This is a genomic window from Janibacter cremeus (assembly GCF_013409205.1).
GTDB classification, from domain to species: domain Bacteria; phylum Actinomycetota; class Actinomycetes; order Actinomycetales; family Dermatophilaceae; genus Janibacter; species Janibacter cremeus.
In genome coordinates, this window is record NZ_JACCAE010000001.1 from 744,798 (window position 1) to 770,140 (window position 25,343).

Consider the following 25,343-nt stretch of genomic DNA (forward strand, 5'->3'; position numbering starts at 1 on the left):
CATGTCTGCCCAGACTGATGACCGTGCCGGGAAGGCCCGGGAGACGATCATCGTCATCGTGCTGTCCCTGACGGCTGTGCTCACCGCGTGGAGCGGCTTCGAGAGCAGCAAGTGGGGCGGCAACATGTCCATCAACTTCTCGAAGGCGTCCGCGCAGCGGATCGAGGCATCCCGCCAGGCCACGCACGCCGACGCCGCGCGCGCCATTGATCTGCAGATCTTCGGCATCTATCTGAAGGCCGTTGCCGAAGATGACCAACGGCTCGCTGACTTCGCGCAAGAGCGTTTCACCCCCCACTTCGAGGTGGCCTTCAAAGAGTGGAAGTCCACGAAACCCCTGACGAACCCCTCAGCCCCCAAGAGCCCCTTCCAGCTCGACTCCTACCTCCCACCAGGGTCCATCAGGGCCGCAACCGCGGACGAGCGTGCCGACGCTCTCTTCCAAGAAGGCCTGGACGACAACGCGCGGGGTGACCGCTACACCCTGCTGACGGTGCTGTTCGCGCTGGTCCTCTTCTTCGCCGCCTTCACCACCCGCATCGAATCACGCGTCCTCGCGTGGGCTCTTGTGACGATGACCTCCGTCCTCATGATCGTCGGCATCGCCTTCCTGGCCGTCCTGCCCAAACTGTTGTGAAGCCGGGCCGGCGCCGGTGCAGTGCTACTCCATGGGCCTGCCGCTCGCGTGTCCCGCGTTCATGACCGTGTCCAAGGCCGTGCGAGCAAACCGCACCCGAAACCTTGCCGCGATCGAGTTCAGCCTGTCCAACTGCAGAATCGAAGGCCTCAATCTCCAAGATCCCAGCTGTTCAGCCACCGCGGCCACGCAGGACCACGCCGAAGATGAAGAACATCACCAGCCATATCGCGAGCCCCGTGATGAGGAAGATCCCGATCACGACGAGGTAGGCGAGAGGACTGTTGAGGGGGAACCAGCCGCTCAAGATCAGCGCAGGAAGTACCGTGCAGAGCATGATCGTGAAATGGATCGCCGATTGGCGCGGGAGTTCCCACCGGTCGACTCCGTAGATGACCGAGGCGCCGCTCGTGGCCGCGACAATCACGCCTACAGCGAAGGTGCTTCGCGCATTGGCCGAGTCCCCCTCGACAAGCAAGGCGATGCCCATCACCCCGAAAATGACGGAGGCAGCACCTGCCAAGATGAGTCCTCGACGAAGCGGCGCCATGGCGTCATGGTATCCACGCACCATGGCCCCGATGAGGGTCCGTCAGCGATGGGTTGAGGCCCGAGAGCAGGGCACCGAGGCCGAGGGATGCCACGATCACGTTGACGATGACGAGCCCGAGGACCCAGCCCAGGGCGAAGGCAGAGCCACGTGACTTGGCCTGCGGGGTTCCGGGCATCAAGATGACCGCGATCAGATCCATGCCTGGATGTCGAGGCTCCTCATGTCTAGTAGCCGAGACCGATCCGGAGTTTGGGCAACACGAGCGGGAAGGGCAACTGAGGGTCCGATCGGGAGGGTAGTCGCTGGGTCGCGCGGTACACCTCGAGAGGCTGCTGGTGGCCGGATCGGTCCTCAGCCAGCACATGCTGTGATTTTCACCACACCGCGAGAGTCGCGACTATGATCCGAAGGTCCGTACTGATACTCACAACCAGGAGATCATCATGGCCACATTGACCGTATGGAAGTTCCCCCAAGAGGGCGATGCGCAACGAGCCGTTGACACCCTTGAAGGGTTGCAGCGACAGGAGCTGATCAAGATCCACGACGCGGCTCTGGTCGAATGGACCGAGGGTAAGAAGAAGCCGAAGACCCGACAGCTGAACGACCTGACGGGCGCCGGGGCGCTCGGTGGGGCGTTCTGGGGTCTCCTCTTCGGCCTGCTGTTCTTCATCCCGCTGCTCGGCTTTGCGTTGGGCGCGGCGGGTGGCGCACTCGCCGGCTCGCTGCGCGACGTCGGGATCGACGACGAGTTCATCGAAGAAACCAAGAAGTCGGTGACGCCCGGGACGTCTGCGCTCTTCGTCCTTACCTCTGACGCCGTACAGGACAAGGTCCACGATGCCTTCGGTGACCTGAACGCCGAACTCGTGCACACCAACCTTTCCGCAGAGGACGAGGCGAAGCTGCATGAGGTATTCGGCGAGCACTGACATCGGGTCGTGGCTGTGATGACGCGAGGGTGCGCCAAGACAGCAGCCAGGAATAGGTTGCTTCCTTCAGCGACCGGCAGGTGAGCGATGTCGCCGACGTAGCGGCGACTGGGTCATCGTCCGTGAAGTCACGCTCCAGCAGGTCCCGCACCTTCTGCCCCGGGGCAGAAGGTGCGGTCCGTGGTGCGCACGCGGCGCTTCTTGGAGTACCGGTGGCCTCGGCCATGCGCATCGTCCGCTCCGTCGTTGAACTCGGCCGTCACCCGCGGGAGCGACTGACACAGTCGCTTCACCTCCAAGATGGCGCGGTTGTCTGCGACGAGTTGGACGCCACTCACCGATGTATCTGCCGATCAGATGCTGCTTCTGATGCTTTATTGGTGACGTCCCATATTCGATTTGCGCGAATTGCTCGGGTTGGGGTGCATGCGAACTGCCCCTTTCCGGCGATGCGCACCCTTCCCAGGTGCACGCTGATCAGGTGGCACGAAGGTCACCTTGATGATCACCGTGTCACCTGACGCGACCCCTGCGGGCGGCATCGGCACTCCCGGCCTTGGCTGGCTACTGCTTGACGATGTTCGTCGACAATTCGGTGAAGAGTGCTCCGTTGAGGCCGAAGACGTCCTTGACCTCTGCGAGAACTGCGTCCTTGTCCTCTTCGGTCAGGGGCAGTGCGTCCAGACGGGCACGGTAGGCGTCTTTGTAGGGCTTGGGCTTGGGGATCTCGGTGAACTCGTAGAAGCGCACACCCTCTGGCCGCTCGAGCTCGTAGGTGCGCGTGAGGATCCGGCCGATCGCCTGACCGCCGGAGAGATCACCGAGGTAGCGGGTGTAGTGGTGCGCGATGTAGAGCTTGGGGTCCCGCCGAGTGGCCTCGATCCGGGCGACGTAGGCGTCAGCGGCCCGACTGGTGACTGCGCACCCCTCCCCCTTCGTCCAGAAGTCCAGGTCCGCGTCGAGTGCGGCGAGACGCTCCAGCTCCGGGTCCAGGACCACCGCGACCAGTGGGTTCGAGGCCAGCTCGCGCCCGACCTCCTCCAGCGCGGCGTACACCGGGCGAAGCACGGCGAGGTAATGGGCGTACCCCTCCGCGTCGAGGCGTCCGGCGAGCAGCTCGGACATGAAGGTCGAGCCCTCTGCGGCCTCGTGCTCGACCTTCGAGCCCTCGCGAACGAGGGTGGACAACGTGATGATCGGCGCCGGTGTGCTGATGGTCATGATGACTCCAATGGTGGTGGGGTGGTGACGAATTCGCGATCGGGCACGACGACGAGGTGGCCGTCGGGTGAGGTGAGCAGGTGCGCGTCCACTCCGTAGACGCAGCGCACCAGCTGCGGGGTGAGGACCTCGGTCGGGCTGCCGACCGTACCGAGGGTGCCGTTGGCGATGACGGCGATCTGGTCGGCGTAGGCGGCGGCGAGGGACAGGTCGTGCAGGACGACGATGACCGCCTTCCCTTCGTGGGTCAGACGTCGGGCGAGCGTCATGATCTCTTCCTGGTGGCGCAGGTCGAGTGCCGCGGTCGGCTCGTCGAGAAGGACGGTGGCGGTGCGTTGGGCGAGCACCCGGGCGAGGCTGACGCGCGCCCGCTCGCCCCCGGACAGGGTGCTGAAGGGCCGATGGGCGAGGTGGTGGACATCGGCTGCAGTCATCGCCTCGTCCACGGCCTGCTCGTCCTCGTCCGCCTCGGGTCGCCCCGACCAAGGATTGCGGCCCATCTCGACGACCTGGCGTCCGGTGAAGCCGAAGCTCACCTCGTTGCTCTGCAGGAGAACCGCACGCTCCCGCGCCAGCTCGCTCGCCGACCACTGCCGCAGGGGACGGCCGCCGATGAGCACTTCCCCGCTGGAGAGCGGCAGGTCGCCGCACATCAACGCCAGCAGGGTCGACTTGCCTGCGCCGTTGGGACCTACGAGGGCGAGCAGGCGTCCCGGCTCCACCCGCAGCGATACGCCGCTGAGCACCTCCCGGCCCCCGCGGTGGCAGCCGATGTCGGTCAGGACGATGTCGGTCATGCCCAGCCCCCCGCCCGGCGGCGGGAGCGGATGATGAGGTACAGGAAGAACGGACCACCGATGAGCGAGGTGAGGAGACCGATCGGCAGGTCGGCGGCCTCCATGGCCGTCCGGGCCACGATGTCGGCCCACACCAGCAGCACGGCTCCGCCGAGCATGCTTGCCGGGATGAGCATCCGGTGCCCGGGGCCGAGGACCATCCGCAGCAGGTGCGGCACCACGAGCCCGACGAAGGCGATGATCCCGGCGAAGGCGACCCCCACTGCGGTGAGCAGCGCGACGAGGACGATCGACCCGCTGCGCAATCGCTCCACCCGGATACCCAGGTGGGCGGCTGTCCGCTCCCCCAGCGAGAGCAGGTCGTACTGCCGGGCCAGGACCCAGCAGGCGGCGACCGCCGGCAGAGTGACCAGCAGGACCACGACGACCTCGGGCCAGCGCGCTCCATTGAGGGTGCCGAGCTGGAAGAAGACGATCTGCTCACGGGTACCGGTGCTGCCGGCGAACATCACCAGCGCCATGCCCGCACCGGCGAAGGCATTGACCGCGATGCCGGTGAGCAGCAGGGTGACGACCTCGGTGCGGCCGTGGCTGCGGGAGACGAGGTAGACCAGCAGTGTCGAGGCGAATCCACCGACGAAGGCGGCCGCCGCGATCGCCCACACACCCAGGAACGTGGCCCCGGCCGCGATGGCGACAGCGGCGCCGAGCGCGGCTCCGGCGGAGACTCCGACGACGCCCGGCTCGGCAAGGGGGTTGCCGAAGATCGCCTGCATGACCGCGCCGGCCACGGCAAGACCGGCGCCGACGAGCATGCTCATCAGGGCCCGGGGGAAGCGGATCTGCTGCAGCGAGGCATTCATGATCTCCGGCTGCGGCACCCATGTCGTCGACCAGCCCAGGGCGTCGAGCAGGCTGCCGGCCGCCCCCTTCGCCCCGACCCCGAGCTGGCCGATGGACACGGAGAGAAGCAGACCGACGACCACCAGGAGGAGCAGGACCACGTGGATGGACGTGCTGCGGATCACGAGGCCCCACCCTCGGGTGCGTAGACCGCTCGCGCCAGCGCTGCGAGGATCCGGGCACTGCGGGGACCGAAGGAGAGGATGTCGCCGTCGGCCATGTCGACGAAGCGGCGGTTCTGGCCGGCATTCGTCAGCGCGAGCGCCGGCTTGTCCTGCAGCAGATGGTCGATGCCGCCGGCGGACGTGAGCCCGTCGGTCATGACGAGGATCAGGTCCGGGTTGGCGGAGGTGATCGCCTCGTCGGTCATCGGGCGCTGCCCCGGCCATCCCTGCTCGGATGCGACGTCGATCCCGCCGAGACCCTCGATCAGGTCGTCCGCGCCGGACTCGTCGCCGAAGAGGTAGTACACCCCGGAGTTGCCCCGGATGTAGAGGAAGATCATTCGGGCCTTCTCCTTGCGGGCATGCGGCGCGAGTCGTTCGATCTGCTGCGTGGTCTGCTCGACTTCGTCAGTGATCCGCTGCGCGAGTTGGGCACCCACGCCTGGTACTCCGTAGATCGCGCCGACGTCCTCGGCCAGACGTGCCGCCCCGGCGAAGGAGGCATCGTTCTCGACGAAGACGACCGTCACCCCCACGTCCTGCAGTTGCTCCACGACGTCCCTGGGACCGATGGAGCCGTCCGTGATCACCAGTGAGGGCTCCAGTGCGAGCACGGCCTCGGCATTGATCGAATGACCACCGGAGGTCACCACCGGCAGATCCTCCGCACCGGGGAAGGTCGTTGATTGATCCCGCCCGACAAGGGTCTTGCCCAAACCCAGGCCGTGGACGGTCGCTGCCAAGGCTCCGGAGAGATCCATCGCGATGACGCGAGAGGCATCGGTGACATCGACCGGCCGGTCGCCCCCGCGGTCATGGGAGGTCACGCTCGCCGGTAGCTGTGGCGTCGTGTCCGTCGTGATCGGATCGACGTGCTCGTCAGTGAGCAGGGCAGTGCTCGGCCCCTGGTGGGTGCGCGGCGAGTCGATGGGTGTCACCTGCGACAGTGGCGTCGTCGTCACCGCACTGGCACCGTCGTCACCGACCGGCTGACCGGTACTGGTGCCACAGCCCGCGAGGGCGACCAGCGAGGCCGTGAGCAGCATCAGGAGTCGGCAACGCACCTGTGCAGACCCGGTCATGCGGCGTGCCTCCGTCGACGAAGCACCAGCGTGGCCGCCCCCGCACACACGGCGAGCCCTGCCCCACCGACCACGGCCAGGGCCATACCGTCGTCATCCGACTCCGTCGGGTCAGACGATGCCGCCGCGGCCATCTCGGGACGGCACTGGGAATCTGTGGTGATCGTCAGGGAGATCGGGTCGAAGGCAGTGCCGGGAGGGTAGTTGGAGAAGGCCTCCTCGCCCTTCGTCGTGAGCGTCGTCGGGGCATCAGTGACCGTGATCGTCGTCTGGCCGGATGCGGTGTCGACCTCGGCGTCGCTCAGGTCAAGAGTGACGAAGGGGACGTCCGACTGGGTCGTCGTGTCGTCTTCCCCCGCCATCGCCGCCTCCATCGTCCCGCTGACGATGTCGAGCACGAGCACGGCGCTCTCGCCGTCGACGCGCACCCGCGGATCACTCATCGTCACGCCCAAGGCACCGTCGTGACCGGTGAAGGTGATCGACCCCTCGAAGGCGACCGAGCCGGTGCCGGACCCGCTCTCGAAGGCACCCTTCCCCTTCGCCCAGATGAAGTGCGGGGTCGCGTAGGTGGCGTCCCCACTGGTGGACCAGTCCCCGTCGGCGATCGAGCTGGAGATGTAGGAGCGGAAGCTCTCCTTGAAGCCCCATGTCAGGTCGGTGCCCTGCGCCCGGCACTGCCGACTCGGCGAGGCCGGGGAGCTGCTGCTGTCGGCGTACACCGTTCCCGTCCCCAGGAGGACAAGAGCGAAGGGAGTCGCCAGTACGAGACAGATCCGGCGAACCCATGCCTTTGCGGACCACATTCGACGTACCCGGCCTCTCCTTTGACGAACATCCTGCAAACTGTGGTGAGGCTACCCTAATTTAGGTTAGCCTCACCTTTGTTCGAAGGGTGCGTCAGATTCCGACCCGCCCCACCACCTCGAAAGGCACGCAGAATGAATCACCCCTTGGCTTCGATGCGGTCACGCACCGCCTTCGCCGGCCTCTTCTCCCTCCTCCTCATGGCGGCACTGCTGGCAGTCGCTCCCGGAGCCACGGCACGCAGTGCCGCGTCGCCGTCCCTGTCGGTGTCGGTGACCCAAGCCGGCCCGGACGGAGTGCAGGTCGCCGTCCAGGGCAGCGGCTACTCCGGCGAGGCCCCCGGCGTCTATGTCGGCGTGACGGAGGCGGGCCCCATCAACACCGGTGACGCCAGCGCGTACCGGGGAACAGCGTGGGTCCAACCCGGACAGATCAGCGGCGGCAGCTTCAGCGCCACCCTCGAGCTGAGCGCCGATGAGGTCACCACCCTCGACCCGAACGCCTCCTACGAGGTCCACTCCCAGAAGGCCCACGGCCAGTCGTCGGCCGACCCGTCGCAGAACGTGCGCCAGGCGATCGACCTCAGCGGCGCCTTCCCGAGCGACACCGGCGACGCTGATGACGACTCGCAGAACGGCGACGCAACCGGTACCGATGACAGCACGGGCACCGACGACGCAACCGGTACCGACGGCAGCACGGGCACCGACGACGCGACCGGCACCGACGGCAGCACGGGCACCGACAACGCAACCGGTACCGATGACGCGACCACCAGCACCGACGACACCGTTGGGGCCGAGACCCCGGCCGTTGTCCAGACGGATGGCTTCACCACCGACGACAACACCTCCGCTCTCGCCTTGGGCGGGCTGCTGCTCGCGGGCATCAGCGTCGGTGCGGTCGTCATGACGCGCCAGCGCAAGGGCGCTCGCCTCTGACGCACGATGTCAGATGACGCATGCACGCCGTGGGCCACTGAGTCGATCATCCCGACTCAGTGGCCCACGGCGTAGCGGCAACTGGGAACCGCCGACCTCGTCGGACCGGGCCGCGCATGGTCACTCGTTCGGGGTGGTCACCCTGATCGCGGCAACATTCGACGACTTCTGATGCTGTCAGTGCACCGAGACGTGCACGTGGTCGTAATGGTTGGCCGTGGCCGACCCCCGGTCCTCCATGTAGCTCCAGGAGGACCCCGGGCGCCAGATGCGCTGCTTCCAGATCACGTACTTGATGTTCAGGCTGCCGGCGTTCTGCTGCAGCCAGGCGGCGACCTGGTCCCCGCGGGCGCCGCTGACCATGATGTCTGCCGCCCGACCGGAGCCGTGGTCGCCGGGGTCGCCGGCGCGGTAGCCACCGATGTTGGTGATGTCGGGGAACTGGTTGCGCACGGCCGAGTAGACAGCGCTCGCGTTCGGGCCGAGGCCGATCGCCGCCGCCTGCGAAGCGTAGCCACCGGTCTGCACACCACTGCTCGGCTCCGGGGTCGCGCTCTCCTGGCTCTCCGACTCGGTCGGCTGGGAGGTCTGCGGCTCGGGCGTGGACTGCTCGCCGGCGGAGGGCTGCGTCGACTCGGTGTCCTCGGTACCAGTCCCCTCGGTACCAGTCCCCTCGGCGCCAGCCTCCTCCGTCTCCTCCTGCGTCTCCGGCTTCGGCTTCGGCTTGGCCACCGGCTCGACCTCCAGGTCGCCCGTGTCGGCCTGCTCGGAGGCCTTGTCGGGGGCGGTGATCGCAGCCGGTGCGCTGCGCTGGGCCGAGCGTGAAACCGTGGACACCTCGGGGCCCTCTGCGGCGTCGCGGCCGGCGAGAAGGTCCGCTGCGGAGTTGGACTGCTCGGCACCCAGGACGCTCGGCTCGACATCACCGATGGCCGACGACGGCGCGATCACGAAGGCCCCGGACCCCAGGACGATGCCCACCCCGGCGACGGACTTCACGGCCGTGCGGGTGAGCCGGGAGGCATCGACCGACGGCACGGAGACGCGGCGACGACCAGCACTGCCGTGCCGGCCGACGTAGCGGGACGAAATCACAAGGAACCTCGAGACGAGTGGTGCAGGGACGGCCCGAATGGCCAAGTGCGACCGTAACCGACCAAACGCCCGAAAGTCACGTTTCGGTAAAGGCGATTTCGGGGCGAAGGTCCTCGTCGGACTCGCCCCGTGGAGCCGACTCATCGGCCCCGTCCCGCCGGGCGGCCTGCTCGATGGCCAAGCGGCGCAGGTAGACCGGAGCAGCGACGACGCTGGGGAGCATGACGAAGCCGACCGGCACAGCGGTGATGACGATGAAGGACTGCAGCGCGGAGATGCCCCCGTCGCCAACCGAGATCAGGGTGGCCGCGCCCCCTCCCATCAGGAGCGTCCACAGCCCCCGCAGCCACCGCGAGGGTGAGTCGTGCGCGGTGCAGGCCTGGGCGACGGCGTAGGACATCGAGTCGGTGGTGGTCGCGACGAAGGTGAGCGTCAGGACCAGGAATCCCACGGCGAGCAGGGTGCTCAGGGGCAGGTTCTGCGAGATGGCCATGACCGCGGCGGGCAGCCCATCGCTCTGCAACGGCTCGGAGATCGCCCCCGCACTGCCCTGCTCGATCCAGATGGCGGTCCCGCCGAGCACGCTGAACCAGAGCGTCGTCGCCAGCGGGGCGATGATCGAGGTGGCGACCAGCAGGTCGCGGGCGGTGCGCCCCCGGGAGATCCGCGCGATGAAGATCGACATCAGCGGCGCGTAGCCCAGGAACCAACCGAAGAAGAAGATGGTCCACCCACCCAGCCACTCCTGGTCACCTTGGTAGAGCGACATGCCGACGAAGTCGGCGGCGTAGGTGCCCATCCCGGCGACCCAGGCCTTCAGCACGAACCCGAGCGATCCGACCGCCAGGACGACGGCCATCAGCGCGACGGCCATCCAGACGTTGAACCGACTGAGCAGCTGGATCCCCTTGTCGATGCCCGAGAGCACCGAAAGGAGCGCTATCGCACTCAGCCCGAGGATGACGAGAAGCTGGACACCATAGGTGTTGGGGACGTCGAAGAGTCCGTGCAGACCATAGGCGACCTGCAGCCCCAGAAAACCGATCGGACCCACGGTCCCGGCGACCACCGAGATGATGCAGACGATGTCGACGAGCGAGCCGACCCAGCTGGTGCGGATGCGCTCCCCCATCACCGGGTAGAGCAGCGTCCGTGGCCGCAGCGGCATCCCGCGCTCAGCGCCGTAGAGCATCACCACCGCGCCCAGTGAGCCCAGGATGGCCCACACCAGGAAACCCCAGTCCACGAAACTCTGCCCCAGCGCGGCGGCGGCCGGGTCAGTACCGCCACCGTCCCCGAAGTAGGGCGGGGTGGACACGTAGTGGTACATCGGTTCCGCGGCGGCCCAGAAGACGCCACCACCGGCCAGCAGGGTGCACATGATCATGGCCACCCACTTGAACCGGCCGAACTCCGGCGCGGCGAGGCCCCCCAGCCGCGCCTTGGCCCACGGAGTGGCCGCCAGCAGCACGGCCATGGCGAACGTCACCAGCAGCAGCACCTGCCAGAACAGGCCGAACCATCGGCCGCTGAACGACGAGCCCTCGGCGACCCAGGTGCTGACCCTGTCGGGCACGACGAGGGCGGCCGCGACGAAGAGGGCGAGGCCACCCGCGCTGACCCCCGTCACCACCCGATCTCGTCCCCGGGGCGTGGCCCGTTGCCCGTCGACCGGTGACCGCATGGCGTCCTCGCTCGTGGTACTCGGGACGTCATGGACTGCTTGGTGTTCGATGATCTGTGCCTCAGCTGGTGTGGAGGGAAAATGAGAAAGCACCCCGCGCCGACGGTGGGTCACCGTGGTGGGAACGAGCGCGGGCGGGAAGAACTGTGGTGCCACTGCGCCTCGGCCTCGCCCCCGGGCATCAACGACCGTCAAGGCGAAACGACCAGCGACCTTACCCGCAAACGGCGCTGTCGCCACATCCGGACCACGTGTGCAGGCAGTACCCGTGGGATGACAGCGCCGGCACAACGAAGGGGGCTCCGCACCGAATTGGTGCGGAGCCCCCTTCGAGGGTCCTGCGCGCGCCTCAGGGAAGCGCGACCGTCAGGACGGATCGATCACTTGCCCTTGACGGCCTCGGTCGCCTGCGGCAGGACCTGGAAGAGGTCACCGACGACACCGAAGTCGACGAGCTCGAAGATCGGGGCCTCCTCGTCCTTGTTGACCGCGACGATCGTCTTGGACGTCTGCATGCCGGCGCGGTGCTGGATCGCACCGGAGATGCCCGCGGCCACGTACAGCTGCGGGGAGACCTGCTTGCCGGTCTGGCCGACCTGCGAGGAGTGCGGGTACCAGCCGGCGTCGACCGCGGCACGCGAGGCGCCGACGGCGGCACCGAGGGTGTCCGCGAAGGTCTCGACCGGGGAGAAGTCACCGCCGGTGCCACGACCGCCGGAGACGACGATCGCCGCCTCGGCCAGCTCGGGACGACCGGAGGACTTCCTCGGCTCGGACGCGGTGATCTTGGCGGCCTTGGCCTCCTCGGAGATGCTCGCGGCCAGCTCCTCGAAGGCACCGGCGCCGTTGGCCTGCTCCGGGGTGGCGGAGTTGGGCTTGACGCAGATGATCGGGGTGCCCTTGGTGACCTTCGCGTTGACGGTGTAGCTGCCGGCGAAGACGGACTGCAGGGTGACCGGGCCGGAGTCGCCGGCCTGGATGTCCTCTGCGTCCGTGATCAGACCGGACTCGGTCTTGACGGCGAGGCGGGCGCCGATCTCCTTGCCGCCGGAGTTGCTCGGGATCAGGACCGCGGCGGGCTGCTTCTCCGCCACCAGCTGCGCGAGGATCTCGGCCTGGGGGGCGACGAGGGACTCCAGCGCGGCCGGGTCGGAGACGCTGTAGACCTTCTCCGCGCCGTAACGCGCGAGGAGGTCCTTGGCGGTCTCGGCGCCGGGGCCGATGAAGACGGCGGACGGCTCACCCAGACGACGGGCGAGGGTCAACATCTCCGCGGCGGGCTTCTTCACCTCACCGTTTGCGTGGTCGACGAGGACGAGGACTTCAGCCATGTCTGTGCTCCTTGAATCTGTGGAGTCGTCGCTCAGACGAACTTGTGGGTGGTGAGGAACTCGGCGAGCTTGGTGCCGCCATCGCCCTCGTCGGTGACGATGGTGCCCTGCTCGCGGGGCGGACGCTTGGTGGTCTGCTCGACCGCGGTCCACGCGTTCGCGAGACCGACCTGACCGGCGTCGACGCCGAGGTCGGCGAGCGCCCACTCCTCGACCGGCTTCTTCTTCGCGGCCATGATGCCCTTGAAGGAGGGGTAGCGCGGCTCGTTGATCTGGTCGGTGACCGAGACCAGCGCCGGGAGGGATGCCTGCACGGTCTCGCTCGCGGTGTCCCCGTCACGACGGATCGTGGCGGTGCCGTCCTCGACGGTCAGCTCCGAGGCGTAGGTGACCTGCGGGAGGCCGAGTCGCTCGGCGAGCATCGCCGGGACGACACCCATGGTGCCGTCGGTCGAGGCCATACCGGTGATCACGAGGTCGGGCGAGCCGGCCTTCTTGATGGCCTCGGCGAGGATCAACGAGGTGGCGGGGGCGTCGGACCCGGCGATCGCGTCGTCGCAGACGTGGACACCCTTGTCGGCACCCATCTGGAGGGACTTCTTGACGGCGTCCGCGGCGTCGGCCGGGCCGACCGTCAGGACGGTGACCTCTCCCTCGCCGGCTTCGGCGATCTGGAGCGCCTGCTCCACGGCGTACTCGTCGAGCTCGGAGAGGAGCCCGTCGACGCCGTCGCGGTCGGTCGTGTTGTCCTCGTTGAATCCACGCTCGGACTGGGCGTCCGGCACGTGCTTCACGCAGACGACGATGTTCATCGGTGAATCGTCCTCTTCCTGGGTCAGGGGGCTTGGGTACCGGGCCGATCCTGCCACCTCGAGACCTGCTCGGACCAAAGGTGTGAGGAGTCTCCCAGCGCTCTCACGCTAACGAGCGAACAGCGGGAGCACCAAGGCGCCAAGGCGTGCCCTTCACCACACCCTTCGAGACGCTTGCTGCGCAAACTCCGGCTCCTGAGGTGCGACGAAGGAGCCTCGAAGGGCAGGGAACGGACGAATCAGGTCAGTCCGCGGCGTTCTCCAGCACGTGGAAGGAGGGCTCCTCGTAGGGGTGGGCCCGACGAAGAGCACTGACCACCAGCCCCCTTCGCGATCTGGGGAAGGTGACCTCGGCGCGGTCCTCGCGGACGTGCTCGAGCTCACCGACGGTTCCGATCGTGGGGTTGGCCGATCCCACGGGGCGGAACTGCCCCTGACCGGGGATGACGAAGGCGCACTCCCGGTACTCCCCCACCTCCCCGGCGCCGGCGGCGAAGAGCGCGGTGAGCACCGCACGGGTCGACTCCTGCGGGATGTGCACGACGAGCACGTCCAGCGGCTCGCGGGGTACCTCGCTCATGTCACCAGCCCTCCGGCAGGTCGAGCTCGGCCGCGGAGACGGCCACCGGGCGGCGCACCTTGAGCACCCGGGCGGGTACTCCCCCGAGGACGACGAAGGGGGGATGGGCCCCCCGGACGACGGCGCCGGCACCGACCACCGAGTGGTCACCGATGTCGGTGCCGCGGGTGACCACGCACTTCGTGGCGACCCACACGTCGTCGCCGATGCGGACCGGGGACTTCACCAGGCCCTGGTCCTTGATCGGCTGGTCGAGGTCGTCGGTGCGATGGTCGAAGTCGCACACGTAGACGTCGTCGGCGAAGATGCACGACGCCCCGATCTCGATGTCGAGCCAGGTGTTGACCGTGTTGCGGATGCCCAGCACCGTCTTCTCACCGATGCGCAGTGTGCCCTCGTGCGCGCGCAGGGCGGTCCCGCCGCCGATGTGGGTGTAGGCGCCGATGACGAGCCGTGCCGTGCCGGGGGTGACCTGGAACTGCACGTCCGGGCCGATGAAGCACGGCCCTTCGAAGACGAGCCCCGGGGTGGTCATCCGCGCCCGGACCATCCGCAGGTACCCGAGGACGTGGTGGTGGCTCCAGGCGCGGTTGGCCACCACCCACCGGGCCCAGTGCCACCACGTGAACCCGTGGCCCCGACTCATCGCCCGGGGGTCTTCTGGGGCTTCACACCGCTCACGCCGACGTTGTAGAAGAACCTCTGCGGCACGACGCCGTCGAGCGCCGAGTCGACCTTCATCAGCGTCGTCCACGTGCGGTAGGCGAACTTCGCCCAGCCGAAGCCGAGCGCCCCCTCGGGTACCGCGTACTCGAAGGTGCGGATCGGCCAGCCGGCGAAGGCCGAGAGGAGCTCCTCGGTGGCCGTGCCGACCGCGTCCGCCCCCGCGCGACGTGCCGTCTCGGCGAGCTCTGCGGGGTCGAAGGTGTGCAGGTCGACGACGGCCTCGAGTGCGGCGGCGCGGGAGGACTCGTCGAGCTCGGCCTGCTCGCGGGCCCACTTGTCCCTCAGGAAGGGCAGCCGGGTCACGCGGGTGGCGGTCTCCCAGGTGAGGCGACCGAGATGACGGGCGTACCAGTGGCCGATGGTCGTCGGCTCTCCGGCGATGACGAAGCGCCCGCCGGGGCGCAGCACCCGCAGCACCTCGCGCAGGGCGGCCTCGACGTCGGGGATGTGGTGGAGCACCGCGTGCCCGACGACGAGGTCGAAGCTGTCGTCGCGGAAGGGCAGCGCCTCTGCGTCGGCGACCTGCCCCTCGATGGTGAAGCCGAGGCGCTGCGCGTTGGCCTTGGCCGCGGCGACCATGCCCGGGGACAGGTCGCAGACGTGGACGTCCTCGACGAGACCCGCCTGCTTGAGGTTGAGGGAGAAGAACCCCGTCCCGGCCCCGAGCTCGAGGACTGTGCCGTACGGCAGCGACTCCCCCGGGTGCCGGGTCGACTCGAGCACGCGCATGAACCGCTCGCGCACGATCGACCTACAGCGCTCGTCGAAGGAGATCGACCACTTCTCGTCGTAGGTCTGTGCCTCCCAGTCGTGGTAGAGCACCTGGGCGAGCTTGTTGTCCTCGAAGGCGCGCGCCACGTCCCGGGCGCTGGCGGCCGGTGTGGCCACCGGGTCCGGCACCATCAGATGCCCTCGAAGGTGGCCTTGCCCGGGCCGTTCTCGACGAAGCTGCGCATGCCGCTCTTCTGGTCCTTGGTGGCGAAGAGACCGGTGAACTGCAGGGCCTCGATCTCCAGACCCGTCTGCAGGTCGACCTCGAGGCCGCGGTCGATGCTCTCCTTGGCGGCCTTGAGTGCCTGGGCGGGTCCCCCGACGAAGGGGGCGACCATCGCCTGCGCGGCACCCAGGACCTCGTCCGGCTCGACGACCTGGTCGGCCAGACCGATGGACAGCGCCTCCTGCGCGCTGACGGGGCGACCGGTGAAGACCATCTGTTTCGCCTTGGCCGGGCCGACCAGGCGCGGCAGTCGCTGGGTGCCACCGGCCCCGGGGATGATCCCCAGGGCGATCTCGGGCTGGCCGAGCTTGGCGTTGCTCGCGACGATGCGGAAGTCGCAGCACATCGCGAGCTCGAGGCCGCCACCGAGGGCGAAGCCGGTGATCGCGGCCACCGTCGGCTTGCCGATCGCGGCGATCGCGCGGGAGAACCGCTGCAGCAGTCGCACGTGGGCCGACATGTCCGTGTAGGACATCTCGGCCATCTCCTTCACGTCCGCCCCGGCGGCGAAGACCTTCTCGCCGCCCCAGAGGATGACCGCGGAGATGTCCGACCGCTGGTCGGCCTCCTCGGCGACCTCGACGAGGCGATGCTGCATCGTCGAGTCGAGGGCGTTCATCTTCGGGCGGTCGAGGACGATCGTGCCGATGCCGTCGGCGACCTCGAGGCGGACGACGTCGCTCATGCCTGCGGCTCTCCGTCCGCCTGCTGCCCCTCGGCATCCTGACCGGTCGCGCGCTGGTGCCACAGCTGCACGCCCTGCAGGACGAGCGGGACGGCCAGGCCGAGCAGGCCGCGCACGTCGGCGCCGCGCGGGAGGATGTGCTCGCTGGTCACCAGGAGGGTGTCCCCGGCGACGGCGGTCTTGACGAGGTTGAAGGCGACGTTGAGGTCGTTGCAGACCTGCAGGCGCTCCATCGGGTCGGCCGGGACCGGGTCCTCCAGGGCCCACTGGCCGAAGATGCGCAGGACGTTGGAGTCGTCGTCGGTGCAGCGCACGAACATCTGCTGCTCGGAGAAGGCGAACGCGACGTCGCCCTCCTTGTCGATGGTCGGCTCGAGCTCGATCGCCTTCAGGGCGGTGACGACCTGGTCGCGCAGCGACGGCTGGGCCTCGGTCTCGGCGCCGTCGTTGCCGGCGGGCTCGTTGTTGAAGTTCGGAAGGGCGGTGGGATCGCTCATGTCCCCAACGTACCGACTGCATAGCCTGTGAGCCATGTCGACCACCGGCGCCCGAGCGCTCGACCCCTGCCCCGCCCCCGGCGTCCGCCCCGTCACGGGCGGTGTCGAAGCAGCCGTCTTCGCGGCCGGGGCCACCCAGGTGTGGCTGTGCACCTTCGACGACGACGGAGCCGCGAAGGGGGTCGAGTCCCGTCATGCGCTCCCGGATGCCGGGCGGGGGTGGTTCGGCGGGTACGTGCCGAACATCACGCCCGGCACCCGGTACGGCTTCCGTGCGGACGGTCCGTGGGAACCGGGTGAGGGCCAGCGCTTCAACCCGGCCAAGCTCCTCCTCGACCCGTACGCGCGCTCGATCGAGGGTGACCTCGACTACGAGCCAGGTGTTTTCGCGCACGACCTCGACGATGCGTCCGTGCGCTCCGACCCGGACTCCGCCCCCTTCGTCCCGCGGTGCGTGGTCGTCGAGACCGACTTCGACTGGGGAGGGGACACTCCCCCCTTCGAGGCGCCCACGCGGAGCGTGGGACCCACTTCGTCGCACCTCAGGACATCGCCTTCGCCCGCCCGGGACGAGCGCGTCGTCTACGAGGCGCACGTGCGTGAGCTCACCATGCGCCTGCCGGGTGTGCCCGAGCACCTGCGTGGTACCTACGCCGGCCTGGCGCACCCGGTGACGATCGAGCACCTCACCGGCCTGGGCGTCACGACGCTCGAGCTGCTGCCGGTGCACGCCCACGTCGACGAGCCGCACCTGCGCGACCTCGCCCTGACCAACCACTGGGGTTACAACACGATCGGGTTCTTCGCCCCGCACGCCGCCTACGCGAGCAGCGACGACCCGCACGAGGTGCTGCGCGAGTTCAAGGGCATGGTCAAGCTGCTCCACGCCGCCGGTATCGAGGTCCTCCTCGACGTCGTCTACAACCACACGGCGGAGCAGAGCACGGCCGGCGCGACGATCTCCTGGCGCGGGCTCGCCGCGCCGACGTACTACCGGCTCGACGACGAGGGCGGGGACGTGGATGTCACCGGGTGCGGCAACACGCTCGACCTCACCGACCCGGTGACGCTGGAGATGGTGCTCGACTCCCTTCGCTACTGGGTGCAGGAGTGCCACGTCGACGGATTCCGCTACGACCTGGCGGTCGCGCTGGGACGCGGGGAGGACCTGCGGTTCGACCCCGACCACCCCTTCTTCCTCGCCCTGCGAGATGACCCGGTGCTCTCGGGCGTGCTGCACGTCGCCGAACCCTGGGACATCGGTCCCGACGGGTGGCGCACCGGGCAGTTCCCGGGCGCGTGGGCCGAGTGGAACGACCGCTTCCGCGACACCGCGCGCGAGTTCTGGCTCGGCAGCGCCGGTGCCGTCTCGGCCGGTGAGGAACCCGGCCACGGCGTGCGCGACCTCGCCACCCGCCTCGTCGGCAGCCGCGACCTGTTCGCCGAGCGCACTCCCCTGGCGTCGGTCAACTTCGTCACCGCGCACGACGGCTTCACCCTCGCCGACCTCGTCAGCTACGGGGAGAAGCACAACGAGGCCAACGGCGAGGACAACCGCGACGGCAGCGACCACAACCTCTCGTGGAACCACGGCGCCGAGGGACCGACCGACGACGAGGTCATCTCGCTCGCCCGCCGCCGCTCGGTGCGCAACCTCCTGGGGACGCTGCTGCTGTCGGCCGGCGTGCCGATGCTCTCCTCCGGTGACGAGATCGGCCGCACCCACGGCGGCAACAACAACCCCTACTGCCAGGACAACGAGATCACCTGGTTGGACTGGGACCTCGACGACGCCCGACGGGACCTGCTCGCGACCACGTCGTCCCTGACCGCCCTGCGACGCGAGGTCCCCGTCCTGCGCGACCACGACGAGTCGGTCATCGGCTGGTTCGACGAGACCGGCGCGCAGATGGACGACGAGGCATGGGCGCAGGACGAGCGCCGCACGCTGCAGCTGCGGCTCGAGGGCCGGCCCTGCGCGCTGCTCGTCGCCCACGGGGGTCTCGACGAGATCGAGGTGGCCTTGCCCGAGGTCCCGGGTGGCGGTGCGTGGCGACTGCGGTGGGACAGCGCGTGGGAGCGGCCCGGGAAGGCGCCCGGGACCGCAGGCGACGAGCCACAGGTCCTCACCCCGCTCAGCCTGCGGCTCTACACGACCTGAGCCGCCCCCTTCGTCCGGCGTCGTTGCCAGCGTGCGGATGAGGTGAAGAGGTGCGTGTATCCCCGCCCCTTCACCTCATCCCGGGACCCTGCCTCGATCAGGCCGGGGCCGCCGCCGGCTCCCGGACGCTGCTCTCGGGGGTGTAGGCCTCGCCGTGGGTCGTCGCGTCGTAGGCCGCCTGGTCGAGGATGCCCTCTCGGCGGGCGACGATCGTCGGCACGAGCGCCTGACCGGCGACGTTGGTGGCGGTGCGGCCCATGTCGAGGATCGGGTCGACCGCGAGCAGCAGGCCGACGCCCTCGAGCGGCAGGCCCAGCGTCGACAGGGTCAGGGTGAGCATGACGACGGCGCCGGTGACGCCGGCCGTCGCCGCGGACCCCAGGACCGAGACGAAGGCGATGAGCAGGTAGTCGGTCGCGCCCAGGGGGACGCCGAAGAACTGCGCCACGAAGATCGCGGCGATCGCCGGGTAGATGGCCGCGCAGCCGTCCATCTTCGTCGTCGCACCCAACGGCACGGAGAAGGACGCGTAGGAGCGGGGCACGCCGAGGTTGCGCTCGGTGACGCTCTGGGTGACCGGCAGCGTCCCGATCGAGGAGCGGGAGACGAAGCCGAGCTGGATCGCGGGCCAGGCACCGGCGTAGAAGCGGCGCACGGACAGGCCGTTCAGGCGCAGCAGGACCGGGTACACCACGAGCAGCACGATCGCAAGACCGAGGTAGATCGCACCGGTGAAGCGACCGAGCGAGCTGATGGCGTCCCAGCCGTAGCTCGCGACCGCGTTGCCCAGCAGGCCCACGGTCGCGATCGGGGCGAGGCGGATGACCCACCACAGGACCTTCTGCACGACCGACAGCGCGGAGCGGGCGAAGGTGAGGAAGGGCTCGGCCTCCTCGCCGACCTTGAGGGCGGCGATGCCGACGGCGATCGCCATGATCAGGATCTGCAGGACGTTGAAGCTGAAGCCGACGTCACCCTCCGCACCGGCGGAGCCCTCCAGGCCCAGGAGGTTGGCCGGGACCAGGCCGGTGAGGAAGTCCAGCCAGCTGCCGGTGCTGTCCGGTGCGACCGCGCCATCGGCGCTGACCTGAGCACCGCGGGCCGGGTCGATGACCAGTCCGAGGGTGATGCCGATACCGACCGCGATGAGCGCGGTGACGGCGAACCACAGGAGCGTCTGCCACGCGAGGCGAGCGGCCCCGGTGACCTGCTTGAGGTTGGCGATCGAGGTGACGATCGCGAGGAAGACCAGGGCCGGGACGATCGTGCGCAGGAGGCTGACGAAGGAGGTGCCGACGATCGTCAGGGTCTGGCTCAGCCAGTTCGGGTCGTCCGCGCTGCCGCCCATGTTGCGGGCGACGATGCCGAGGATGACACCGAGGACGAGACCGATGAGCACCTGCTGGCCGAAGGAGATGCGGCGCAGTGAAGCGAGCATGAGTGATGGGGTCCTTGCTGTGAGGGGGGTGGGGGTGGCTGCGTCAGGGCACGCGCGTTATCGGCAGGTGGAGTGGCGCTTCAGGTCCACGTCCAGCCGCCGGGTCAGATCCCACCGGTTCCATCTCACGACCGCGCCAACCCGGGCGCCTGCGGTTCTATTCCCGGGTCCGGCGTAGTTGGCTGCGCGGACAAAGGGAGGGGCCGGTCCTTGGCGTCCAGCCCGCACTGGAGATCTGTCATCTCACCCGGGTGCACGGTGCGGGCTGGAGCCTGAGTCGGACCAACCCCTCCCTTCGTCCGCTCCGCTCTCGCGCCGCCATCACGGCGGTCCCGGGTCACCGCTCGTGACTGTCTGGTATGACGGGCATTTGCCCGAGCGCGATTGCTCGGAAGCCCGCAGTTCCGGGGGCCTGTCCTGACGGGTGGCGACAAGTGCCCGTCGTACCCGCAAGCAACCGGAGCCCCCGGAGTGGATCAGGCGTTGGCGACCAGCCCCATGCTCGCGGCGAAGGCCATGAGCTCGTGCCGGGGCATTACGCGCACGGTCCAGCCGAACTGGCCGGTGCGCTCGATCGGGACCTGCCCGGCGAACTTCGCCTTCCCGTCCTGGTAGGACTCGACGAAGTCGAGTGAGGTCGCGTCCCAGTCGACGAGGTCGTCGGTGCCCAGCGCCACGCGGCCGGCCACGACCTGGACGTCGACCTCCACGGGGTCGAGGCCGTCGAGGGCGACGTAGGCGTCGACGCGCAGGGACTCCCCCACCACCGGCGAGTCGGAGACCCCGGACCCCTCGACGTGGTCGACGTGCACGGACGGCCACCCGGCGCGCACCCGCGCCTTGTAGTCGGCGAGCGCCCGGGCGCCGGCGTGGTCGTCGGCGTTGACGCGGGCGTTCTGATCGGCGGCGGGGACGTAGAGCTGCTCGACGTAGTCGCGGACCATGCGGGTGGCCAGGACCTTCGGGCCGAGGGTGGTCACGGTGTGCCGCAGCATCGACAGCCACCGCTGCGGCAACCCCGCCTCGTCGACGTCGTAGAAACGCGCCGCGACCTCGGCCTCGATCAGGTCGTAGAGCGCTGCGGCCTCGATGTCGTCGCGGCGGGACTCGTCGTCGAGGCCGTCGGCGGTAGGGATGGCCCAGCCGTTCTCCCCGTCGTACCACTCGTCCCACCAGCCGTCGAGGATGGAGAGGTTGAGACCGCCGTTGAGCGCGGCCTTCATGCCGGACGTGCCGCAGGCCTCGAGCGGGCGAAGGGGGTTGTTCAGCCAGACGTCGCAGCCCGGGTAGAGGGTGCGGGCCATCGCGATGTCGTAGTTGGGCAGGAAGACGATGCGGTGGCGCACGTCGTGCTGGTCGGCGAACTGGACCATCTGCTGGATGAGCTGCTTGCCGGTCTCGTCGGCGGGGTGGGCCTTGCCGGCGATGACGAGCTGGATCGGCCGCTCCGGGTGGAGCAGCAGGGCTCGCAGCCGCTCCGGGTCACGCAGCATCAGCGTCAGGCGCTTGTACGTCGGCACCCGTCGGGCGAAGCCGATCGTCAGCACGTCGGGGTCGAGTACGGAGTCGGTCCAGCCGAGCTCGGCGTCGGTGGCCCCGCGCTTGGACCAGCTCGAGCGCAGACGGGCCCGCACGTCGTCGACGAGCGCGGCCCGCATCTGCCGCTTGGCCGACCAGATGGCCTCCCCGGGCACGTCGGGGATCTCCTCCCAGCGGTCGGAGGCGTCGAGGTCACGACCGCCGAGGTGCTTCGCGGCGACCTCGTAAACGCGCTCGTCGACCCAGGTCGGGGCGTGCACCCCGTTGGTGATCGAGGTGATCGGCACCTCCGTGAAGTCGAAGCCCGGCCACAGCCCCTCGAACATCTCGCGCGAGACGTGTCCGTGCAGGCGGGAGACACCGTTGGCCCGCACGGCCAGGCGCAGCCCCATGACCGCCATGTTGAACACGTCGTCGGAGCCGCCGTCGTAGGTCTCGGCGCCCAGGGCACGCAGCTTCTCCAGCGGGACGCCGGGCAGCTCCTGCGATCCACCGAAGTAGCGCTCCAGCAGCTCGACGTCGAAGCGGTCGATGCCGGCGGGGACCGGCGTGTGCGTGGTGAAGACGGTGCCGGCTCGGGTGGCCTCGGCGGCCTCGTCGAAGCTCATTCCCGCACCCTGAGTGAACTCGCTGATCCGCTCGATGCCGAGGAAGCCCGCGTGGCCCTCGTTGGTGTGGAAGACCTCCGGCTCGGGCGCACCGGTCAGGCGCGACCACAGCCGCAGTGCACGCACGCCACCGATGCCCAGGAGCATCTCCTGCTGGAGGCGCTGCTCGCCGCCGCCGCCGTAGAGGCGCTCGGTGACCGCGCGCATCGCGTCGTCGTTGCCGGGCACGTCGGAGTCGAGCAGCAGCAGCGGGACGCGACCGACCTGGGCGCGCCACACGTGGGCATGCAACTGGCCACCACCGGGCATGGCGACGGTGACGACGCACGGGCTGCCGTCGTCCTCACGCAGCAGGTGCAGCGGCAGGCCCTGCGGGTCGAGGACCGGGTACGTCTCCTGCTGCCACCCCTCGAGGTTGAGGCTCTGCTTGAAGTAGCCCGTCTTGTAGAACAGGCCCACGCCGACGATCGGGACACCGAGGTCGGAGGCCGCCTTGAGGTGGTCGCCGGCGAGGATCCCCAGACCGCCGGAGTACTGCGGCAGCACCTCGGTGATCCCGTACTCGGGGCTGAAGTAGGCGATCGCGGCCGGCAGGCTGCCCTTCGAGGCTCCCTTCGAGGCTCCCTTCGAGGCTCGTTCCTCGCACCTCAGGACGCCGCGTTCCTCGCACCTCAGGACGCCGCGTTCCTCGCTCCTCAGGACGCCGCCTTCGTCGCTCCTCAGGACGACGCCCTCGTCCGGGGTCGTCTGCTGGTACCAACGCGTCGCGTCGAGGTAGCGGTCGAGGTCGGCCTTGGCGGCGTCGACGCGGGCGCAGAAGTCCCCGTCCTGCGCCAGCTCCTCCAGGCGGGCCCCGGCCAGCTCGGACAGCAGGCGCACCGGGTCCCGGTTCACCTCCTGCCACAGCTGCGGGTCGATGCCCGCGAAGAGGTCGCTGGTCGGTGAGTGCCAGCTCCACCGCAGGTTCATCGACAGGTCCCCGAGTGCTGCGATGGGCGCGGGGAGGTCGGTACGGACGCTGAAACGTCGAATGGCCTTCACGACTTCATCTTGGGGGGTCGACAGGGGCCGCGCCAAGTCCTCCGGCGCGTTGTCGCGGGTAACGTCGGGGGGGTGAGCCCCGACGTCCTCGGCGACCCGCCCCCTTCGCCCACCGCCCCTGCGTCCGTCCCGCCGCAGCACCCGCTCGGCCGGATCCCGGTGCTCGACGTGCGGCCGTGCGTCGACCACGGTTGCCGCCCAGCGAAGTCCGTCGTCGGCGAGCCCTTCGCGGTGACCGCCACGGTCTTCCGCGAGGGCCACGACGCCGTCGGCGCGAGCGTGGTGCTCACCGCCCCCGACGGCACCACCCACCACCGGTCGATGACCTGCACCAATCCCGGCCTGAGCCACTGGGAGGCGCAGGTGAGCGCGGACGTCCGGGGCACGTGGACCTACCGCGTCGAGGGCTGGTCGCACCCGTGGGCGAGCTGGGTGCACGACGCCTCGATCAAGATCCCCGCGGGCATCGACGTCGAGCTGATGCGGGCCGAGGGCGAGCGCGTCCTCACCCGCGCCGCGGACGAGCCCTCCCGGGACGAAGGGGGGCGCCGCGCCCTTCGCTCCGCCGCGGACATCCTGCGCGACCCCTCGCACCGCCCGGAGGCGGCCCTCCACCTCGTGACGACCGGGCCGGCCTCCGAAGAGCTCGCCGAGCGCCCCCTGCGCGAGATGATCAGCCCGAGCGCGGACCTGCCGCTCCTCGTCGAGCGCGAGCTGGCGCTGTACGGCTCGTGGTACGAGATCTTCCCGCGCAGCGAGGGCGCGCGCTTCGACGAGGCCACCGGTCGCTGGGTCACCGGCACGCTGCGCACCGCTGCGAAGCGACTGCCGGCGATCGCCGGGATGGGCTTCGACGTCGTCTACCTCACGCCCGTCCACCCGATCGGCACGACCGCACGCAAGGGCCCCAACAACACCCTCGACGCCGGTCCGCACGACCCCGGCTCCCCGTACGCGATCGGCTCACCCGACGGCGGGCACGACGCGATCCACCCGGACCTGGGAACCTTCGCCGACTTCGACGCCTTCGTCGCCGACGCGCGGGACCTCGGCCTCGAGGTGGCCCTCGACCTGGCCCTGCAGTGCTCCCCCGACCACCCGTGGGTCACCGAGCACCCGGAATGGTTCACCACGCGAGCCGACGGCACGATCGCCTACGCGGAGAACCCGCCCAAGAAGTACCAGGACATCTACCCGGTCAACTTCGACAACGACCCGGCCGGCATCTACGCCGAGGTACGACGCGTCGTGCAGGTGTGGATCGACCACGGCGTGACGCTCTTTCGCGTGGACAACCCGCACACCAAGCCGGTCGAGTTCTGGCAGTGGCTGATCCAGGATGTCGCAGCCGTGGCGCCCGATGTCATCTGGCTGGCCGAGGCCTTCACGACGCCGGCGATGATGCACACCCTGGCCAAGGCCGGCTTCCAGCAGAGCTACACCTACTTCGCCTGGCGCAACACCGTCGCCGAGCTGACCGAGTACGGCGCCGAGGTCTCGGGCGAGGCCGCGGCGTACATGCGGCCCAGCTTCTGGCCGACGACGCACGACATCCTCACCCCGTACATGCAGTTCGGCGGACCGGCGGCGTGGAAGGTGCGCGCGGCACTGGCCGCGACGATGGTCCCGACGTGGGGGGTCTACAGCGGCTACGAGCTGATGGAGCACGTCGCCCGCCCCGGCTCCGAGGAGCAGATCGACAACGAGAAGTACGAGTACAAGGACCGGCGCTGGGACGAGGTCGCCGAGTCCGGGGAGTCGCTCACCGGCTGGCTGACGATGCTCAACACGATCCGGCGCGAGCACCCGAGCCTGCAGCTGCTGCGCAACCTGACCTTCCACCACGTCGACGACGAGAACCTCATCGCCTACTCCCGGTCACGCGTCCTGGCCGACGGCAGCCAGGACCTCGTCATCGTCGTCGCCAACCTCGACCCGCACGGCACCCGCTCCTCGACGCTGCGCCTGGACATGGGTGCCCTCGGCCTGGCGTGGGACGCCACCCTGCAGGTCACCGACCTCGTCACCGGGGCGCACTGGGAGTGGGGCGAAGCCAACTACGTGCGCCTCGGCTCCGAGGGCGAGCCGGTCCACATCGTCTCGGTACGGTGA

At 69.2% G+C, this 25,343-nt stretch carries 23 protein-coding genes; 5 read left to right on the plus strand and 18 right to left on the minus strand.

Annotation, left to right across the window (positions count from 1 at the left end):
• The first annotated feature begins 1 nt into the window (after nt 1).
• Nucleotides 2–637: a hypothetical protein gene (locus BJY20_RS03390; protein ID WP_185990241.1), complete on the plus strand. Its 636-nt coding sequence runs from the start codon at nt 2–4 to the stop codon at nt 635–637.
• 172 nt (nt 638–809) lie between these two features.
• Here the strand turns inward: BJY20_RS03390 and BJY20_RS03395 are convergent, their stop codons facing one another.
• Both BJY20_RS03395 and BJY20_RS03400 read right to left on the minus strand, forming a co-directional pair.
• The gene (locus BJY20_RS03395) at nt 810–1,187 is read right to left on the minus strand and encodes a DUF3021 family protein (RefSeq protein ID WP_185990242.1); all 378 of its coding nucleotides are present in this window, start codon (nt 1,185–1,187) and stop codon (nt 810–812) included.
• Between the two features lie 4 nt (nt 1,188–1,191).
• On the minus strand, nt 1,192–1,389 hold the full coding sequence (locus tag BJY20_RS03400) for a hypothetical protein (protein ID WP_185990243.1): 198 nt from the start codon (nt 1,387–1,389) through the stop codon (nt 1,192–1,194).
• A gap of 244 nt (nt 1,390–1,633) precedes the next feature.
• On the opposite strand from BJY20_RS03400, the gene BJY20_RS03405 reads away from it, so the two are divergent.
• Nucleotides 1,634–2,122, plus strand: coding sequence for a DUF1269 domain-containing protein (locus BJY20_RS03405; protein WP_185990244.1), 489 nt, complete (start codon nt 1,634–1,636; stop codon nt 2,120–2,122).
• 564 nt (nt 2,123–2,686) lie between these two features.
• On the opposite strand, the gene BJY20_RS03410 is transcribed toward BJY20_RS03405, so the two are convergent.
• Genes BJY20_RS03410 through BJY20_RS03425 form a run of 5 tightly spaced genes read right to left on the minus strand, consistent with a single transcriptional unit; the run spans nt 2,687 to nt 7,011 of the window.
• Nucleotides 2,687–3,343 carry a biliverdin-producing heme oxygenase gene (locus tag BJY20_RS03410; RefSeq protein WP_185990245.1) on the minus strand — a complete coding sequence of 219 codons (657 nt, stop codon included), beginning with the start codon at nt 3,341–3,343 and terminating at the stop codon, nt 2,687–2,689.
• A complete protein-coding gene (locus tag BJY20_RS03415; protein WP_185990246.1) occupies nt 3,340–4,140 on the minus strand; it encodes a heme ABC transporter ATP-binding protein in 801 nt (266 codons plus the stop codon). Before BJY20_RS03415 ends, BJY20_RS03410 begins: the two co-directional genes overlap by 4 nt.
• A complete protein-coding gene (locus BJY20_RS03420; RefSeq protein ID WP_343062759.1) occupies nt 4,137–5,168 on the minus strand; it encodes a FecCD family ABC transporter permease in 1,032 nt (343 codons plus the stop codon). Before BJY20_RS03420 ends, BJY20_RS03415 begins: the two co-directional genes overlap by 4 nt.
• Nucleotides 5,165–6,289 (minus strand): heme/hemin ABC transporter substrate-binding protein, encoded by a 1,125-nt coding sequence (locus tag BJY20_RS15670; protein WP_246297091.1) that lies wholly within the window; start codon nt 6,287–6,289, stop codon nt 5,165–5,167. The genes BJY20_RS03420 and BJY20_RS15670 overlap by 4 nt, the downstream gene beginning before the upstream one ends.
• Nucleotides 6,286–7,011, minus strand: a complete 726-nt coding sequence (locus BJY20_RS03425; RefSeq protein WP_185990248.1) for an HtaA domain-containing protein — start codon at nt 7,009–7,011, stop codon at nt 6,286–6,288. Before BJY20_RS03425 ends, BJY20_RS15670 begins: the two co-directional genes overlap by 4 nt.
• 240 nt (nt 7,012–7,251) lie before the next feature.
• Here BJY20_RS03425 and BJY20_RS03430 point away from each other — a divergent pair, with 240 nt between their 5' ends.
• Entirely contained in the window at nt 7,252–8,037 is a 786-nt protein-coding gene (locus BJY20_RS03430) for a hypothetical protein (protein ID WP_185990249.1), read from the plus strand.
• A gap of 177 nt (nt 8,038–8,214) precedes the next feature.
• On the opposite strand, the gene BJY20_RS15865 is transcribed toward BJY20_RS03430, so the two are convergent.
• From BJY20_RS15865 to BJY20_RS03475, 9 genes are all read right to left on the minus strand, one after another.
• Nucleotides 8,215–9,132 (minus strand): VldE C-terminal domain-containing protein, encoded by a 918-nt coding sequence (locus BJY20_RS15865; RefSeq protein ID WP_185990250.1) that lies wholly within the window; start codon nt 9,130–9,132, stop codon nt 8,215–8,217.
• A 76-nt stretch (nt 9,133–9,208) separates the two neighbouring features.
• On the minus strand, nt 9,209–10,816 hold the full coding sequence (locus tag BJY20_RS03440) for a BCCT family transporter (RefSeq protein ID WP_185990251.1): 1,608 nt from the start codon (nt 10,814–10,816) through the stop codon (nt 9,209–9,211).
• Between the two features lie 380 nt (nt 10,817–11,196).
• Nucleotides 11,197–12,147, minus strand: coding sequence for an electron transfer flavoprotein subunit alpha/FixB family protein (locus BJY20_RS03445; RefSeq protein WP_185990252.1), 951 nt, complete (start codon nt 12,145–12,147; stop codon nt 11,197–11,199).
• 32 nt (nt 12,148–12,179) lie between these two features.
• Entirely contained in the window at nt 12,180–12,959 is a 780-nt protein-coding gene (locus BJY20_RS03450) for an electron transfer flavoprotein subunit beta/FixA family protein (RefSeq protein WP_185990253.1), read from the minus strand.
• A 244-nt stretch (nt 12,960–13,203) separates the two neighbouring features.
• Nucleotides 13,204–13,539 carry a YqfO family protein gene (locus BJY20_RS03455; RefSeq protein ID WP_185990254.1) on the minus strand — a complete coding sequence of 112 codons (336 nt, stop codon included), beginning with the start codon at nt 13,537–13,539 and terminating at the stop codon, nt 13,204–13,206.
• Nucleotide 13,540: 1 nt separating this feature from the next.
• Nucleotides 13,541–14,185 carry an acyltransferase gene (locus tag BJY20_RS03460; RefSeq protein ID WP_246297093.1) on the minus strand — a complete coding sequence of 215 codons (645 nt, stop codon included), beginning with the start codon at nt 14,183–14,185 and terminating at the stop codon, nt 13,541–13,543.
• Nucleotides 14,182–15,153, minus strand: a complete 972-nt coding sequence (locus tag BJY20_RS03465) for a class I SAM-dependent methyltransferase (protein ID WP_343062760.1) — start codon at nt 15,151–15,153, stop codon at nt 14,182–14,184. Before BJY20_RS03465 ends, BJY20_RS03460 begins: the two co-directional genes overlap by 4 nt.
• A 14-nt stretch (nt 15,154–15,167) precedes the next feature.
• Complete coding sequence (locus BJY20_RS03470) at nt 15,168–15,947, minus strand: enoyl-CoA hydratase/isomerase family protein (protein WP_185990256.1); 780 nt, start codon at nt 15,945–15,947, stop codon at nt 15,168–15,170.
• A complete protein-coding gene (locus BJY20_RS03475; protein WP_185990257.1) occupies nt 15,944–16,444 on the minus strand; it encodes a T3SS (YopN, CesT) and YbjN peptide-binding chaperone 1 in 501 nt (166 codons plus the stop codon). Before BJY20_RS03475 ends, BJY20_RS03470 begins: the two co-directional genes overlap by 4 nt.
• A gap of 34 nt (nt 16,445–16,478) precedes the next feature.
• Here BJY20_RS03475 and glgX point away from each other — a divergent pair, with 34 nt between their 5' ends.
• Nucleotides 16,479–18,605: a glycogen debranching protein GlgX gene (glgX, locus tag BJY20_RS03480; RefSeq protein WP_185990258.1), complete on the plus strand. Its 2,127-nt coding sequence runs from the start codon at nt 16,479–16,481 to the stop codon at nt 18,603–18,605.
• A 97-nt stretch (nt 18,606–18,702) separates the two neighbouring features.
• Here the strand turns inward: glgX and BJY20_RS03485 are convergent, their stop codons facing one another.
• Entirely contained in the window at nt 18,703–20,043 is a 1,341-nt protein-coding gene (locus tag BJY20_RS03485; protein WP_185990259.1) for a dicarboxylate/amino acid:cation symporter, read from the minus strand.
• Nucleotides 20,044–20,519: 476 nt separating this feature from the next.
• Entirely contained in the window at nt 20,520–23,231 is a 2,712-nt protein-coding gene (gene glgP / locus BJY20_RS03490; RefSeq protein ID WP_343062761.1) for an alpha-glucan family phosphorylase, read from the minus strand.
• Between the two features lie 72 nt (nt 23,232–23,303).
• Between glgP and BJY20_RS03495 the strand changes: the two genes are divergently transcribed.
• Nucleotides 23,304–25,343, plus strand: a complete 2,040-nt coding sequence (locus tag BJY20_RS03495) for a maltotransferase domain-containing protein (protein WP_185990260.1) — start codon at nt 23,304–23,306, stop codon at nt 25,341–25,343.

Bases quoted from the DNA above. Each gene is read 5' to 3' on its own strand.
- glgX (WP_185990258.1), top strand. From the start codon at position 16,479: ATGTCGACCACCGGCGCCCGAGCGCTCGACCCCTGCCCCGCCCCCGGC.
- BJY20_RS03395 (WP_185990242.1), bottom strand. From the start codon at position 1,187: ATGGCGCCGCTTCGTCGAGGACTCATCTTGGCAGGTGCTGCCTCCGTC.
- BJY20_RS03390 (WP_185990241.1), top strand. From the start codon at position 2: ATGTCTGCCCAGACTGATGACCGTGCCGGGAAGGCCCGGGAGACGATC.
- BJY20_RS03410 (WP_185990245.1), bottom strand. From the start codon at position 3,343: ATGACCATCAGCACACCGGCGCCGATCATCACGTTGTCCACCCTCGTT.
- BJY20_RS03485 (WP_185990259.1), bottom strand. From the start codon at position 20,043: ATGCTCGCTTCACTGCGCCGCATCTCCTTCGGCCAGCAGGTGCTCATC.
- BJY20_RS03440 (WP_185990251.1), bottom strand. From the start codon at position 10,816: ATGCGGTCACCGGTCGACGGGCAACGGGCCACGCCCCGGGGACGAGAT.
- BJY20_RS03455 (WP_185990254.1), bottom strand. From the start codon at position 13,539: ATGAGCGAGGTACCCCGCGAGCCGCTGGACGTGCTCGTCGTGCACATC.
- BJY20_RS03470 (WP_185990256.1), bottom strand. From the start codon at position 15,947: ATGAGCGACGTCGTCCGCCTCGAGGTCGCCGACGGCATCGGCACGATC.
- BJY20_RS03460 (WP_246297093.1), bottom strand. From the start codon at position 14,185: ATGAGTCGGGGCCACGGGTTCACGTGGTGGCACTGGGCCCGGTGGGTG.
- BJY20_RS03475 (WP_185990257.1), bottom strand. From the start codon at position 16,444: ATGAGCGATCCCACCGCCCTTCCGAACTTCAACAACGAGCCCGCCGGC.
- BJY20_RS03415 (WP_185990246.1), bottom strand. From the start codon at position 4,140: ATGACCGACATCGTCCTGACCGACATCGGCTGCCACCGCGGGGGCCGG.
- BJY20_RS15670 (WP_246297091.1), bottom strand. From the start codon at position 6,289: ATGACCGGGTCTGCACAGGTGCGTTGCCGACTCCTGATGCTGCTCACG.
- BJY20_RS03430 (WP_185990249.1), top strand. From the start codon at position 7,252: ATGCGGTCACGCACCGCCTTCGCCGGCCTCTTCTCCCTCCTCCTCATG.
- BJY20_RS03450 (WP_185990253.1), bottom strand. From the start codon at position 12,959: ATGAACATCGTCGTCTGCGTGAAGCACGTGCCGGACGCCCAGTCCGAG.
- BJY20_RS03445 (WP_185990252.1), bottom strand. From the start codon at position 12,147: ATGGCTGAAGTCCTCGTCCTCGTCGACCACGCAAACGGTGAGGTGAAG.
- BJY20_RS03405 (WP_185990244.1), top strand. From the start codon at position 1,634: ATGGCCACATTGACCGTATGGAAGTTCCCCCAAGAGGGCGATGCGCAA.
- BJY20_RS03400 (WP_185990243.1), bottom strand. From the start codon at position 1,389: ATGGATCTGATCGCGGTCATCTTGATGCCCGGAACCCCGCAGGCCAAG.